The organism is Cellulomonas sp. NPDC055163, assembly GCF_053607065.1.
The window spans coordinates 145,760-159,440 of record NZ_JBSGSU010000005.1 but is presented as its reverse complement, the minus strand read 5'-3'; the positions used below and the strand labels follow the sequence as shown (position 1 = coordinate 159,440).

General features: G+C 72.2%; 14 protein-coding genes. All 14 read left to right on the top strand.

Annotated features, from left to right (window positions below):
* Positions 1-152 precede the first annotated feature (152 nt).
* The 14 genes from ACWFNE_RS11250 to ACWFNE_RS11185 all read left to right on the top strand — a co-directional run bounded on the left by ACWFNE_RS11250 (position 153) and on the right by ACWFNE_RS11185 (position 13,671).
* Positions 153-1,565: a type IV pilus modification PilV family protein gene (locus tag ACWFNE_RS11250; protein ID WP_452122506.1), complete on the top strand. Its 1,413-nt coding sequence runs from the start codon at positions 153-155 to the stop codon at positions 1,563-1,565.
* Complete coding sequence (locus tag ACWFNE_RS11245) at positions 1,562-2,305, top strand: hypothetical protein (RefSeq protein WP_452122505.1); 744 nt, start codon at positions 1,562-1,564, stop codon at positions 2,303-2,305. The genes ACWFNE_RS11250 and ACWFNE_RS11245 overlap by 4 nt, the downstream gene beginning before the upstream one ends.
* Before the next feature lies 1 nt (position 2,306).
* Entirely contained in the window at positions 2,307-4,058 is a 1,752-nt protein-coding gene (locus ACWFNE_RS11240) for a hypothetical protein (protein WP_452122504.1), read from the top strand.
* Positions 4,059-4,068: 10 nt separating this feature from the next.
* Positions 4,069-4,857, top strand: coding sequence for a prepilin peptidase (locus tag ACWFNE_RS11235; protein ID WP_452122503.1), 789 nt, complete (start codon positions 4,069-4,071; stop codon positions 4,855-4,857).
* 80 nt (positions 4,858-4,937) lie between these two features.
* Positions 4,938-6,002, top strand: a complete 1,065-nt coding sequence (pilM, locus tag ACWFNE_RS11230) for a type IV pilus assembly protein PilM (RefSeq protein WP_452122502.1) — start codon at positions 4,938-4,940, stop codon at positions 6,000-6,002.
* Positions 5,999-6,703, top strand: a complete 705-nt coding sequence (locus ACWFNE_RS11225; protein ID WP_452122501.1) for a PilN domain-containing protein — start codon at positions 5,999-6,001, stop codon at positions 6,701-6,703. Before pilM ends, ACWFNE_RS11225 begins: the two co-directional genes overlap by 4 nt.
* Before the next feature lies 1 nt (position 6,704).
* Positions 6,705-7,532 carry a hypothetical protein gene (locus tag ACWFNE_RS11220; protein ID WP_452122500.1) on the top strand — a complete coding sequence of 276 codons (828 nt, stop codon included), beginning with the start codon at positions 6,705-6,707 and terminating at the stop codon, positions 7,530-7,532.
* A gap of 137 nt (positions 7,533-7,669) precedes the next feature.
* The gene (gene aroC / locus ACWFNE_RS11215; RefSeq protein ID WP_452122499.1) at positions 7,670-8,860 is read left to right on the top strand and encodes a chorismate synthase; all 1,191 of its coding nucleotides are present in this window, start codon (positions 7,670-7,672) and stop codon (positions 8,858-8,860) included.
* An 11-nt stretch (positions 8,861-8,871) separates the two neighbouring features.
* Positions 8,872-9,465 (top strand): shikimate kinase, encoded by a 594-nt coding sequence (locus tag ACWFNE_RS11210; RefSeq protein WP_452122498.1) that lies wholly within the window; start codon positions 8,872-8,874, stop codon positions 9,463-9,465.
* Positions 9,462-10,595, top strand: coding sequence for a 3-dehydroquinate synthase (gene aroB / locus ACWFNE_RS11205; protein ID WP_452122497.1), 1,134 nt, complete (start codon positions 9,462-9,464; stop codon positions 10,593-10,595). The genes ACWFNE_RS11210 and aroB overlap by 4 nt, the downstream gene beginning before the upstream one ends.
* Positions 10,596-10,623: 28 nt before the next feature.
* On the top strand, positions 10,624-11,064 hold the full coding sequence (locus tag ACWFNE_RS11200) for a type II 3-dehydroquinate dehydratase (protein WP_452122496.1): 441 nt from the start codon (positions 10,624-10,626) through the stop codon (positions 11,062-11,064).
* 95 nt (positions 11,065-11,159) lie between these two features.
* Positions 11,160-12,434 (top strand): hypothetical protein, encoded by a 1,275-nt coding sequence (locus ACWFNE_RS11195; protein WP_452122495.1) that lies wholly within the window; start codon positions 11,160-11,162, stop codon positions 12,432-12,434.
* A 9-nt stretch (positions 12,435-12,443) separates the two neighbouring features.
* Positions 12,444-13,067, top strand: coding sequence for a hypothetical protein (locus ACWFNE_RS11190; RefSeq protein ID WP_452122494.1), 624 nt, complete (start codon positions 12,444-12,446; stop codon positions 13,065-13,067).
* Between the two features lie 151 nt (positions 13,068-13,218).
* Entirely contained in the window at positions 13,219-13,671 is a 453-nt protein-coding gene (locus ACWFNE_RS11185) for a hypothetical protein (protein ID WP_452122493.1), read from the top strand.
* Positions 13,672-13,681: the final 10 nt, after the last annotated feature.

Below are 13,681 nucleotides of genomic sequence, written 5' to 3'. Positions count from 1 at the left end.
CTCGCGGGTGGGACCCACCCAACAGAGGAGGGGGGCAACAACAAACCCCCCGTGCCCTACCCCCCCCCGACGGAGGGTTGCTGTGCCCCCCTCAGGCCCCCCCCCCCCACCTCGGTTCACACCCGGACCCGTCCCGAGAGGATTCAGCCCAGATGACGCGCACACGCGACGCAATGCGCAGGTCGCGCGACGAGTCGGGGATGAGCCTGGTCGAGGTGGTCGTGGCGATGTTCATCTTCGCGATCGTGTCGAGCGGAGTCATCTACGGGATGCTCTCCGTCATCACCCTCTCGCGGGACTCCCGCGCCCGCGAGGTCGCGGCAAACCTCGCGTCGCAAGAGATCGACCTCGCCCGGGACGCGGCGAACCTGTTCGAGCTGCTCGACAGCCAGAAGACGACCCAGCTCAACGGCGACACGTTCCACGTCGACGTCGCGACCCAGTGGGTCACCGACCCGAGCAGCGACATCGTCTGCGGCGCCGGTGGGTCCGCCCTGCGCTACAAGCGCGTCAACGTCGAGGTGACGTGGGAGAACATGCGTCCCGGGACGCAGCCGGTCCGCTCGGACACCGTCATCCAGCCGGAGAGCAAGATCAACGACCCGACGAAGGGCACGATCCTCGTCTCCGTACTCGGCGCCGCCGGGACCGGCGTGGCGGGCGTCTCCGTGAGCGCCGTACCGTCCGCGGTGCCCAACGGTGCGACGACGCTACCGGCGGCCCCGGCCGCGACCGACGTCCAGGGCTGCAGCTACGTGCTCAAGGTCGCGCCCGGCAACTACGACGTGACCGTGAGCCGGTCCGGCTACGTGGACGCCGCCCAGGGCGCGACCTCCAAGCTGACCGTCGGCGTCGCGGCGGGCGCCTCGTCGGCGGTCGCCTTCCAGTACGACTCCGCCGGAACCTTCACCGTGAACTACGCGAGCGGCTACGTCCCCGCGCCGGGCGAGGTGGTCCGCGTCCCCGCGGACCCGGCGACGACGTTCCTCAGCACCTACGGCGCGTACGTGCGCGACCCGGGCGCCTCGACCTCTCGGACCCGCACAGTGAAGCTGCACCCGTTCAGCGGCGGGTACCAGGTGTTCGCGGGGTCCTGCGCAGCCGCAGACCCCGAGGCCTGGCTCCCGGGTACCAACGAGGTCGGGCAGCCGATCAGCGCTGACCGCCCCGCGGGCGTCGCCGCGGCCCCCGGCGGGACCGCGACCGTGGGGGTCCCGATGGGTGTCGTCAAGCTCGCGCTCGGCGCCTCCGCCTCGGAGCGCTTCGTGCGCGCCGTCTCCACGTCCTCACCGGCTGCCGGCAGCGGTGACCCCGGCTGCGCGAGCACCGTGACGTACTCGTTCGGCTCCGCCACCGGTTACGGCGTGCCGCTCAACGGCAACGTGACGATCGCCCTCCCGTACGGCTCGTGGCGGCTGTTCACCGGGACGGGGACCACGGTCGCGAACTGGACGACCGCCGTCCCACCCGCGCAGATGAGCCTCCCGGCGGCACCACTGCCCCAGCGCACGACCGTTCACCCCAACGGCGTCGTGACCTTCGACCCGCGCGTGGTGACCCCGTGAGGCCGCTGGTCTCGGTGCTGCGGCGCCGACGAGAGCGAGACGAGCGCGGCCTGAGCCTGGCGGAGATGCTCGTCACGATGATGGTCACGTCGCTGCTGATGGTGCTCGTCGTGTCCCTGCTCACGAACGTCACGCGTGCTTTCACCCGTGAGCGGTCCGCGACGGACGGGACGCGCAGCGCGTCGACCGCGATGAAGGAGATCACGCGCGTCGTCCGATCCGGCACGGAGATCCGTGTCGCGAACCAGGCGTTGAACAACCCGGTGTTCCTCGTCGCTACGCCGGAGTCCGTCGTGCTGCGCGCCTACCTCGACACCAGCTCGGCGACGCCCCGGCCGATCGTGGCGCGGTTCGAGGTCACCGCCGGCGGCGACCTCGTCGAGAAGCGGTGGAACGCCAACACGACGAGCGGTCCCTACTGGACGTTCACGAACCTCCCGGCGTCCCCGTACTCCGTCACGTCGTCCTACTGGACCAACCCTGTCTACACCCGCACCATCGCGCGCAACCTGCGCACGGTCGCCGGGGGAGGCGCGTCACTGTTCCGGTACTACGACAAGGACGCGAACGAGCTCGTACCCCCCGCAGCCGGCGGCTTCACGGAAGCCCAGCTGCGGTCGGTCGCCTCCGTCCAGGTCACGGTCACGGTCCAGGCGGACAAGACGGGGCGTGCGGACCCCGTCACGCTCCAGAACACAGTCGGCATCCCCAACCTGGGGATCTCTCGGGTGGGAGCCTGACATGATCCAGCTCGTCCGGCGGGCCCGAGCCCAGGAGCCGGAGTCCGGTATGGCCATGATCCTGGTCATCGGGATCTCCGCGGTGCTCGCCATCTTCATGGTCGCCGCCGTGTCCTTCGCGGTCGGCACGCAGCGGTCCTCGCGCAAGACGCAGGACTGGAGCGGAGCGATCGCCGCCGCCTACGCAGGCGTCGAGGAGTACCAGAGCCGGCTCGCCAACGACACGACGTACTTCCAGTACGGCAACCCCGCAGCGACGTTCAGCGCGGGCGGCTCGGTGAGTCTGCCGCCCGGCGCCTCGACGAACGCGGCCTTCGGCCTCGGCGCCGCCGGCACGTGGGCGACGGTCCCCGGCAGCGGTGGCGAGGCGAAGTTCCGGTACGAGGTGGACAACTCCAAGTACTACACGGACGGCACGCTGCGCCTGCGCTCGACCGGCCTCGCCGGTGGCGAAACGCGTACGATCGTCGCCGATCTGAAGCAGCAGGGCTTCATCGACTTCCTCTACTTCACCGACTACGAGATCCTCGACCCCGAGCTCGAGAACCAGGACCTCGCTCTGTGCGCGCGCTATGCCTGGGCTGGGCGCACGTACAGCAGCTCGTGCAGCGAGATCGCGTTCGGCAGCAGCGACGACATCAACGGTCCCGCGCACTCCAACGACGCCATCCGCATCTGCGACTCGCGCTTCCGCGGCACCGTCACGACCGCCTACAACCCGGCGAGCGGCGCCAAGTACATCAAGCGAAACTCCACCAACGCCACCTGCAGCGGCCAGGTCTTCGACCTGCCCGGGTACCCGGCGTACAGCCCCGTCCTGCCGATGCCGGCGACGAACTCGCAGCTGAAGAAGGAGACACGCTCCGACCTCTCGCTCGACGTCCCGCGCCCCGGCTGCCTCTACACCGGACCGACCGAGATCGTCTTCAACTCCAGCGGCACCATGACCGTGCGCTCGCCCTGGACCAAGAAGACCAATGTCGTCGGCGACTCCCCGACCACCGGCTCCACACCGGCGGCCTGCGGGACCCCTGGGACCGGCTCCGGCCAGCTCGGCAGCGCGACCGGCCAGACCATCACGGTCCCCGAGAACAACGTCGTCTACGTGCAGAACGTGCCCACGAACACGACCGACCCGAACTACAGCGCGAGCCCCCCGTCGGGCCTGAGCACGTCGACCGGCGCCAACGGCAAGAACGGCCTCGGCTACCCGATCACCAACGAGGTCACGCCGTACGCCGCGACCGCCGCGCGCCCCGCGTACGGTTTCAAGAACGGCGACGTGTTCGTCAAGGGCACCCTGCAGGGCAAGGTCACCGTCGCCGCTGAGAACTACGTCTACGTCGTCGGCGACGTGAAGTACGCCGACGCGCAACGCGACCTGCTCGGCCTGGTGGGCAACAACGCGGTCTTTGTCTGGAACCCGCTCAACTCGAGCGACACCAGCCTCGTCGGCGGGACAGGCCGCCGCATCGACGCCGCGATCCTCTCGGTTGCGCACACCTTCCAGGTCCAGAACGTCCGCAACGGCGGCGGCGCGCGCGGCACGCTCGTCGTCAACGGAGCCATCGCCCAGAAGTTCCGCGGCATCGTCCGCAGCGGCACGAACGGGTACACCAAGGACTACAACTACGACGAGCGCTTCCGCTACACCGCACCCCCGAAGTTCCTCTCGCCCGTGACCACCACGTACGGCGTGAACGTCTGGGTCGAGGTCGCACCCGTGTTCGCACCCACCGGCGTCTACCAGTAGCGTCCGCGCAGTGGAACTCGTCCTGCTCGCGCTCGTCGCATTGCTCGGGCTCGCGGTCGGCTCCTTCCTCAACGTCGTCATCTGGCGCGTCCCGCAGGGGGAGTCGGTCGTGCACCCGCCCAGCGCGTGCCCCTCCTGCGGGCACGCCATCCGGCCCCGGGACAACGTCCCCGTCCTGTCCTGGCTGCTGCTGCGCGGTCGCTGCCGGGACTGCGCAGCGCCCATCTCGCGCCGGTACCCCGCCGTCGAGGCGGCCACCGGGGCGCTGTTCGTGCTCACCGCCGTGCAGGTAGGCCTCGGCTGGGCGCTGCCGGCGTTCCTGTACCTCGCGGCGATCGCGGTGTGCCTCACCCTGATCGACATCGACACCCACCGCCTCCCGAATGCGATCGTGCTGCCCTCCTACCCGGTCGCCGCCGCGCTCCTCGCGCTCGCGAGCCTGAACCCCGGCGGGGAACCGGATGCGGCGGCGTTGGCCCGCGCGGGCCTCGGGTGCGCGATCCTGTACGTCGTCTACTTCGTGCTCTGGTTCGCCTACCCCAAGGGCATGGGCTTCGGCGACGTCAAGCTCGCCGGCGTGCTCGGGCTCTACCTCGGTTGGCTGGGCTGGGGAGCTCTCGCGGTCGGCGGGTTCGCGGCGTTCCTGCTCTCGGGGGTCTACGCCGTCGCGCTGCTGGTCACGCGGCGTGCCGACCGCAAGACCGGGATCCCGTTCGGGCCCTGGATGCTCCTCGGCGCGGCCGTCGCGGTCGCCGTGGGTGAGAGCGTGTGGTCCGCCTACCTCGATCTCATGTTCTGATCCTCGGACAACCCTCAAGCACAGGCCCCTCGCGCCCGATAGAGCAGGTGGTTCTGTTCCACAGCTGAGGGGATGGTCGCGTGGCCAAGTCACGGGTGATCGGTCTCGACATCGGGTCGACCCATGTGCGTGCGACCGAGGTCGAGTTCGGCAGCGGCGGTCCGTCCGCGACGAGCGCGGCGACGGTGGTGAACTTCGGCGAGGTCGCGCTGCCGCCCGGCGCCGTGCGCGAGTGCGAGGTGGCCGAGCCTGAAACCGTCGCGAGCGCCCTGCGCCAGCTGTGGGTCGAGGCCAAGTTCGGCACCAAGGACGTCGTGATCGGCGTCGGCAACCAGCGCGTCATCGTCCGTGACCTGGATCTGCCGTGGCTGCCGAAGGCCCAGATCCGCAGCGCGCTGCCCTTCCAGGTGCAGGGCATGCTGCCGGTGGCGGTCGAGGACACGGTCCTCGACTACGTCCCCACCGCGACGTTCGCCGGCGAGCACGGCGCCATGATGCGCGGTCTGCTCGTGGCCGCCACGAAGGAGACCGTGCGTGCCAACATCGCGGCGGTCGAGAAGGCGGGCCTGAAGCCGGTCATGGTGGACCTCGACGCCCTCGCTCTGGCCCGCGTCATGTCACGGGGCGATGCGCAGGGGCGCACGGTCGGCGTGGTGGACATCGGGGCGCGCTCGACCACGATCGTCATCATCGCGGGCGGCGTGCCGCGCCTCGTGCGCATGCTCCCCACCGGGGGCGACGACGTCACGGACGCCGTCGCGAGCGCGACGAGCATGTCCCTGCCCGATGCCGACCGGCTCAAGCGTGAGCTGGGGGTCGGCTACGGCGCGTCGGCCGAGCTGGCGAGTGCGGCGGAGAGCGTCCTGGGGGTCACGACGAACCTGGTCGAGTCCGTCCGGAACACGTTCGTCTACTACGCCTCCAGCAACCCCGGCGCTGCGGCGGAGATGATCTTGCTCACCGGTGGCGGCTGCCAGCTGCCGGGTCTCGGCCAGTACCTGTCCAGCGCGACCCGGATGGCCGTCGCGCTGGGGCAGCCGCTCTCGACCATGACGGTGCGCGCACCGCGCCTGTCGCCCGCCTTTGCCGAGCGTCAGCACTCGCTGGCCGTCTCGCTCGGCCTCGCGTTCGGAGTCGCAGCATGACCGCCCTGCTCGATCGACGGTCCGTCAAGGGGCAGTCCCCCGTCGCGATCGCCCCCGGCATGCCCCAGGTCGACCTCACCCCGCCTGAGGTCTGGTCCGCGCGGGCTCTGCGCCGTCTGCAGAAGCGTCTTGTCCTGGGCGTCGGGTCGGTGGTCGTGCTCGTCGTCCTGGCGGTCGTCGCCGCCTCTGTGCACGCCGCCTCGGCGCAGAGCGCGCTGACGGACGCTCAGGCCGAAACCACGCGGCTCCTCACCGAGCAGCAGAAGTACGCAGAGGTGCCGGTCGTCCTGGACCGCGTCGACGCGCTCACGCGGGCACAGAAGACGGGCATGTCCACCGAGATCCTGTGGACCCCGTACCTCTCCGCGATCCTGTCCGTGCTGCCCGAGGGCGTCCAGCTGTCCTCGATCACGACGTCGGTCGCGACGCCGATGGCGGCACCGGGCATGAGCACGAACCCGCTGCACACGCCCGAGAACGTCGGCACGGTCACCTTCGTGGGCCGCAGCACCACCGTCCCGAACGCCGCCGGCTGGATCGACGGGCTCGAGACGCTGCCCGGCTTCCAGGACGCCTGGGTCTCGTCGGTCGAGACCAAGGAGGACGACGAGGTCGGCGTGTACTACGAGGTCCTGTCCACGGTGCAGCTGAACGTCGACATCTTCGCCGACCGCTTCGCCGCCGACACCGAGGGGAACTGACATGGCACTCTCCACGACCACCTGGGTGGGCGGGTCCGTCTTCGCCGCCGTGCTCGCGCTCGCCGGCGGTTGGACGCTCGGGGTCTCCCCGCAGCTGGACGCCGCCGAGGAGGCCCAGCTCCAGCAGGTCACCGTCGAGGACCAGAACATCGTGCTCCAGCGTGACCTCGTCGAGCTCGAGGCGCAGTTCGCGAACCTCGACCAGTACCGGGCGGACCTCGCCGCGCTCGAGGCACAGATCCCGCCGACCGCAGAGCTCTCCGAGTACCTGCGGCAGGTGTCGACGGTCGTGGACTCCACCGGAGCCTTCCTCGTCTCGGTGAAGCCGGGCGAGCCGGTGACGGTCGCCGAGGCCGTCGCGGCGGCAGCGTCGAGCTCCGGGGCCGTTGCCGCCCCGGCGGCGCCGGCGGAGGGCGAGGCCTCCGAGGGTGGAGAGACCGCTGCCCCTGCGGAGGACCCCGCGACGGCCGGCGCGCCCGCCCCGTCGACGACGTCGGTCGCGCCCGTCGATCCGGTCATCACCGGCTTCACGGCGATCCCGATCGACATCTCGCTCCTCGGGTCGGTCCAGAACGTCACCAACGCCCTCAACCAGCTGCAGACCGGGACTACCCGCCTGATGCTCGTGACGGGCATCAGCGGCTCCGGCACTGACGCGAAGGAGGCGTCCGAGGGCAAGCCGGCGACGAACCTCGGCGACCTCGAGCTCACCCTGTCCGGGTACCTCTGGGTGGTGCAGCCGCCCGCCGCCCCCGCGACCGACGACGGCACCTCGCCCGCCCCGCTTCCGCAGGGCGATCTCACGAAGCCGTTCACCAAGTCGGCCTGAGCGCTGCGCACGACAGGCCCGGTACCCGCTCCCTCGAGCGGGTACCGGGCCTGAGGTGTCCCGGGGGCCCCGCGCGCACGGTCCACCGGGCGGACCCGGCGCAGGAGGCCCGGCGCGGCCGTGGAAGGATGCGGACCATGCTGCGTTGGTTGACGTCCGGTGAGTCGCACGGTGAGGCGCTCGTCGGCATCCTCGAAGGTGTACCCGCAGGCGTCGAGATCACGACGTCAGACATCCGGGAGGCCCTCGCCCGGCGCCGGCTCGGCTACGGCCGCGGCGCCCGGATGAAGTTCGAGCAGGACGTGGTCCGGATCCTCGGCGGCCTGCGCCTGGGCCTGACCCAGGGCGGTCCGGTCGCGATCGAGATCGGCAACACGGAGTGGCCCAAGTGGGTCGACGTCATGTCGGCGGACCCGGTCGAGGATCCCGAGAAGCTGAACCGTGCCCGCAACGCGCCGCTGACTCGCCCGCGTCCCGGCCACGCGGACCTCGTGGGCATGCGCAAGTACGCGTTCGACGACGCGCGACCGGTCCTGGAGCGCGCGAGCGCACGCGAGACCGCGACCCGCGTCGCGCTCGGCACGGTTGCGGCGCACCTCCTCGAGCAAGCCGCGGGGATCAGGCTTGTCTCGCACGTCGTCGCGATCGGCCCCGTCGCGACGCCGGACGACGCTGCACTGCCGCGCCCCGACGACGCCGCGGCTCTCGACGCCGACCCGGTGCGCTGCCACCACGCGGAGACGTCTGCGGCGATGGTCGCCGAGATCGACGACTGCCATGCTGCAGGCGACACACTCGGCGGCGTGGTCGAGGTGCTGGCCTACGGGCTTCCGTCGGGTCTCGGGTCGTACGTGCACGCGGACCGCCGCCTCGACGCGCGGCTCGCGTCCGCCCTGATGGGCATCCAGGCGATCAAGGGCGTCGAGGTGGGCGACGGCTTCCGCACGGCGACCCGGCGCGGGTCGCAGGCGCACGACGAGATGGAGCGCGAGTCGTCCGGGCGCATCATGCGGCGCACCAACCGTGCGGGTGGGGTCGAGGGCGGGATGTCCAACGGCGAGATCCTGCGGGTCCGGGCGGCCATGAAGCCGATCTCCACGGTCCCGCGCGCGCTCGCGACGGTCGACACGGCCTCGGGTGATGCGGCGAAGGCGCAGCACCAGCGGTCCGACGTCTGTGCCGTGCCCCCGGCGGCGGTCGTCGCCGAGGCGATGGTCGCGCTCGTGCTCGCCGACGCGCTGCTGGAGAAGACCGGCGGCGACTCGATCGGCGAGGTGCGCCGGAACCTGGCGGCCTACGTCGCCGCCGTCCCCGAGCTGCAGCGCTGACGGGCGTTCCGATGACTGAGATCAGCACGCCGCCAGGGCGGCGACCGCGGGTGGTGCTCGTCGGACCTCCCGGCGCCGGGAAGAGCACGGTCGGCGCGGCGCTGGCCGCACGCCTCGACGTCGCGGTGCGCGACACCGACACCGACGTGGTCCGTACGGCCGGCAAGCCGATCAGCGACATCTTCGTCGAGGACGGCGAGCCCGCGTTCCGCGCGCTCGAGCGGTCCGCGGTGTCGGTGGCCCTCGCCGAGCACGACGGCGTCCTGGCGCTGGGCGGCGGTGCCGTCCTGGACGCGCAGACCCGCGACGAGCTCGAGCAGTACCGCCGCTCGGGCGGCACCGTGGTCTTCCTCGACGTGACACTCGCGCACGCGGCGCCCCGCGTCGGTCTCAACCAGTCACGGCCGTTGCTGCTGGGCAACCCCCGCGCGCAGTGGCTGGCGCTCATGGAGGTGCGGCGTCCGGTCTACGAGGCCGTGGCGAGTGTGCGCGTCTCGACCGACGGTCTGCGGCCCGCCGGCGTCGCGGAGCTGATCGAGGAGCACCTGCGCACGTCCTCATCCGGGGACGCGACCAGACCGACGGACGGGAGGTCGGGGGAGTGACCATCGACGAGAGTGCACGCACGGTCCACGTCGACGGCGAGCAACCGTACGACGTCGTGATCGGCCACCACCTGTTGGGCGAGCTCCCGCAGCTCCTCGGGAAGGACGTCCGCCGGGTGCTGGTCATCCACCCCACGGCGCTCGCGACCTCGGGCGAGGCGGTGCGCGAGGACCTCGTGGCGCACGGCTACGAGGCGATCGCGGCGGAGGTGCCCGACGCGGAGTCCGCGAAGACGGCGCAGGTCGCCGCGTTCTGCTGGGGGGTGCTCGGTCAGGCGGACTTCACGCGCTCGGACGCGATCGTCTCCCTCGGCGGCGGGGCGACGACGGACCTCGCGGGCTTCGTGGCCTCGACGTGGCTGCGCGGCATCCGGGTGGTGCACCTGCCGACGACGCTGCTCGCGATGGTGGACGCGGCGGTCGGGGGGAAGACCGGCATCAACACGGCCGAGGGCAAGAACCTCGTCGGCACGTTCTTCCCGCCAGCGGGCGTGCTCTGCGACCTCGCCGCGCTCGAGACGATGCCGAAGTTCGACTACGTCGCCGGGCTGGCGGAGATCATCAAGTGCGGCTTCATCGCCGACGCGCGCATCCTCGAGATCGTCGAGGCGGCCCCCGAGCTCGTCGCCGACCCGGTGCGCGCAGCGCGCTCGCCCGAGCTTCTCGAGCTCGTCGAGCGGTCCGTGGCTGTCAAGGCCCGGGTCGTCGGGGAGGACCTCAAGGAGTCCGGGCTGCGCGAGATCCTCAACTACGGGCACACCCTCGGCCACGCGATCGAGCAGGTCGAGCGGTACTCGTGGCGGCACGGTGCCGCGGTGTCGGTGGGCATGGTCTTCGCCGCGGAGCTCGCCCGGTTGGCGGGCCGGCTCGGGGACGACGACGTCGCACGGCACCGCAGCGTGCTGCAGGCCGTCGGCCTGCCCGTGGCGTACCGGGGCGACCGCTGGGACCAGCTGCTCGCCGCTATGCGCCGGGACAAGAAGACCCGCGGCGACCTGCTGCGGTTCGTGGTGCTCGACGCCGTCGAGCAGCCGTCGCGGCTCGAAGGCCCGGACCCGACGCTGCTCGCTGCCGCGTACGCGGAGCTCGCCGAGGGGGCCGCACCGGCGGGCCGGGCGATCGCCCTGTGAGCCGGACGTCGTCGCCTAGGCTCGCCGCATGACGCGCGTGCTGGTGCTCAACGGCCCGAACCTCGGCAGGCTCGGCGTCCGCGAGCCCGACGTGTACGGCTCCGCGAGCTACGCCGACCTCGTCGCTGCCGGTGCCCGCTGGGGTGCCGAGCTCGGGCTCCAGGTCGACGTGCGGCAGAGCGACTCGGAGACCGAGCTCGTGGGCTGGTTGCACGAGGCCGTCGACTCCGCGAGCCACGTCGTGCTCAACCCGGCGGCCTTCACGCACTACTCGTACGCGCTGCGGGACGCCGCGGCCCAGGTCACGAAGGCCGGGCTCGTGCTCGTCGAGGTGCACCTGTCCAACCCCTACGCCCGTGAGGCGTTCCGCCACGTGTCCGTCATCGGGGCCGTCGCGACCGGCACCGTGGCGGGCTTCGGCTTCGAGTCCTACGCGCTGGCGCTGCGCGCGGTGGCGTCCCGCCTCTGACGACCCCTCAAGAGGGGCTTCCCGATGGCCGATGGGTCGGAGGCAGACCCGTCGAGAGGACGCAGGGCAACAACGTGACGCCGTACGCACAGCACATGCCGGCCGGGCCGGTAGCCGGCCGGGCAGGTGCCTGGTTCGCCCGCGAGCTCGCGGACCTGGCCGAGGCCCGCCCTCGGACGCACCGTGTGCTGCGCCGGGTGTGGCGGAACCCCGTCGCGATCCTCGTGCCGCTCGCCGCGGTGGTCCTGGGTCTCGTCGGAGCCGGGAGCCCCGAAGGTGACGCCGAGTGGTTCCGCCGTGCCGGGACGGGGATGGTCGGCCCAGGTCTCTGGGACGTCTTCGCCGACGCAGGCCTGCAGATCGGGCCTCTCGTCCTGCTGCCGGTCGGGCTCGTGACGGTGGCGGCGGAGGCGCTCGGGGCATCGGGCCCGCTCGTGGGGTCTGCCCTGCAGGGGGCTCTGGTCACGTGGGTCGCCCTGGTCGCGGTCCTGCACGCGACGCGTGCGACCGGGGTGCCCGCGCTCCCGGCGCAGTGGTCGGTGGCCTCGGTGCTGGCGTTCGGCGGTCCTCTCGCCGACGCGGTCGCGATGGGCCACACCGAGGAGATCCTCATCGGTCTGCTGCTGGTCCTGGCGGCGTGCGCGGCGCAGGGTGGACATGGTCGGCGCACCGGCGCGCTGCTGGGGGTCGCCGCGTGCCTCAAGCTCTGGGGTGCGCTCGGTGCACCCGTTGCGCTCGTCGGGCGTCGCCCGCGCGTCCTCGTGACGGCGGGCGTCGTCGCGGGCCTGGTCGTGCTCGTGTGCTATGTGCCGTTCTTCGCCTGGGGCGAGGTCAACACGTTTGAGTTCTCCTGGGTGGCCTCGAACCGTCCGGGACTGCGCGAGGTCGTCGGCGAGGGGCCCTCCGACTGGGCGCTGCGAGTCGCGCAGGGTGCGGCCTCGGTCGTCGTCGGCTGCTGCGTCGCGCTGCGCCGGTCAGGCTCGGCCGTGACGGTCGTGCTCTGCACGATGTCGATGCGGCTCTTGCTGGACCCCCTGATCATGCCGTACTACATCGGGCCGCTCCTGGCCGTCGGGCTGGTGTGGGTCTGGGCGAGCCCACTCCGCCGGGTCCGGACGGTCGCATGGGTCGCCACGCTGCTCGTCCCGGCGCACGTGCTCCTGCCGTATCTTCTCGGGCGCCGCGTCGCCTTCGTCGAGTATCTGCTGCTGATGCTGCTCCTCCCGGTCGGTGCGCTCGTGGGCGACCGGCGGGCGGTGCGGTCCGCGGCGTCGGAAAGCCCCGCGCCCCGGCCCGTTCCGTCCATTCCCGCTGATCAGGCGCAAGGTCGACAAGATCCAAGGCTTGTTACTACGGAAACAGTGGCGTAGCCTTGTGCGATGTTCGCCTTGACGATCGACCAGATCGGCAGCCGCCGCGTCGGTGACCGCGTGCCCGAGTTCCTGGCGGCGCTCGGCGCCCTCAGCGACGCGGAGCGCCTGCCTCCCGGGGCCGTGCGTGCCTTCGAGCGCACGGTCGGGGACGAGGTCCAGGGTGTGCTCGACGACCCCGCCCTCGTCGTCGACGTGGTGCTGGACGTCCTGCGGCACGGGGGCTGGAGCGTCGGCATCGGGGCAGGCGCCGTACGCACCCCGATGCCCACCTCGGTGCGCGCCGCGGAGGGACCCGCGTTCGTCCACGCGCGCGACGCCGTCGACGCGGCGAAGAGCCGTGCGCGTGCGGTCCCCGTCGCGGTCCGAGGCGACGACAGCCGCGCCGCCGCGGACGCCGAGGCGGTGGTCGTGCTGCTCGCCGCGACAGCGGCGCGACGCACCCCGGGCGGCTGGGCGGTGGTCGACGCGATGCGGGAGCGGCCGGACCTCCGCCAGGACCAGGTCGCCTCGCGCCTCGGCGTCACGCAGCAGGCGGTGAGCCAGCGCCTGAGGACCGCCCTGTGGCACGAGGAGCTCGCGGCGCGGCCCGCCGCCGCTCGGCTGCTGCGTCTCGCCGAGGCCCTCGGGTAGCGCCGGCGTCCCGAGCGCGGCGGCGGTGCACGGACGGGCTGCCGCGCTCGCGGCTCGCGGCGGAGCGGGGCACGACGCCTGCGCGCGGAGCCGCTACGGTCGGGGCCGTCGCGCGCACGTCGCGCCGGCTGCCCTCGACCCAGGAGCGCGCATGCACCCCGTCCTCCAGCTGCTCGTCGTCGTCGCGATGCTGGCCGTGAGCGTGTTCGGGGGCTGGGTGCTCACCTCCGGGGTGCTCCGGCTGGCCGGGCGGTCGTCCGATGCGGGGACCCCCGGCGACGGGACCCCTCCGGGCGGGGCGGGCGACGGCTCCGGCGGACCCGCACCCGACACGGTGAGCGACGGCCCGGACGGAGAACGTGCGCGCGCGGCGCTGCGCGGCGGGACGTGGATCGGCATCCTCGAGCGCCTCGCCGTCACGGGCATGGTGCTGGTGGGGGAGAACGAGGGTGTCGCGCTGGTGCTCGCCGTCAAGGGTCTGGGCCGGTACCCGGAGCTCCGGGAGAACCCCGGCGCCTCGGAGCGGTTCGTCATCGGGACGCTGGCGTCGCTGCTGTGGGCGGGCGCCGTCGGGTACGCGGGGCGCGAGCTGCTCTTCGTCTGACGCGCCTCGC

What these genes read in the sequence shown, in the direction of transcription:
- ACWFNE_RS11250 (WP_452122506.1), top strand. Translation starts at nt 153, where the DNA reads ATGACGCGCACACGCGACGCAATGCGCAGGTCGCGCGACGAGTCGGGG.
- ACWFNE_RS11240 (WP_452122504.1), top strand. Translation starts at nt 2,307, where the DNA reads ATGATCCAGCTCGTCCGGCGGGCCCGAGCCCAGGAGCCGGAGTCCGGT.
- ACWFNE_RS11225 (WP_452122501.1), top strand. Translation starts at nt 5,999, where the DNA reads ATGACCGCCCTGCTCGATCGACGGTCCGTCAAGGGGCAGTCCCCCGTC.
- ACWFNE_RS11220 (WP_452122500.1), top strand. Translation starts at nt 6,705, where the DNA reads ATGGCACTCTCCACGACCACCTGGGTGGGCGGGTCCGTCTTCGCCGCC.
- aroC (WP_452122499.1), top strand. Translation starts at nt 7,670, where the DNA reads ATGCTGCGTTGGTTGACGTCCGGTGAGTCGCACGGTGAGGCGCTCGTC.
- ACWFNE_RS11210 (WP_452122498.1), top strand. Translation starts at nt 8,872, where the DNA reads ATGACTGAGATCAGCACGCCGCCAGGGCGGCGACCGCGGGTGGTGCTC.
- ACWFNE_RS11200 (WP_452122496.1), top strand. Translation starts at nt 10,624, where the DNA reads ATGACGCGCGTGCTGGTGCTCAACGGCCCGAACCTCGGCAGGCTCGGC.
- ACWFNE_RS11195 (WP_452122495.1), top strand. Translation starts at nt 11,160, where the DNA reads ATGCCGGCCGGGCCGGTAGCCGGCCGGGCAGGTGCCTGGTTCGCCCGC.
- ACWFNE_RS11190 (WP_452122494.1), top strand. Translation starts at nt 12,444, where the DNA reads ATGTTCGCCTTGACGATCGACCAGATCGGCAGCCGCCGCGTCGGTGAC.
- ACWFNE_RS11185 (WP_452122493.1), top strand. Translation starts at nt 13,219, where the DNA reads ATGCACCCCGTCCTCCAGCTGCTCGTCGTCGTCGCGATGCTGGCCGTG.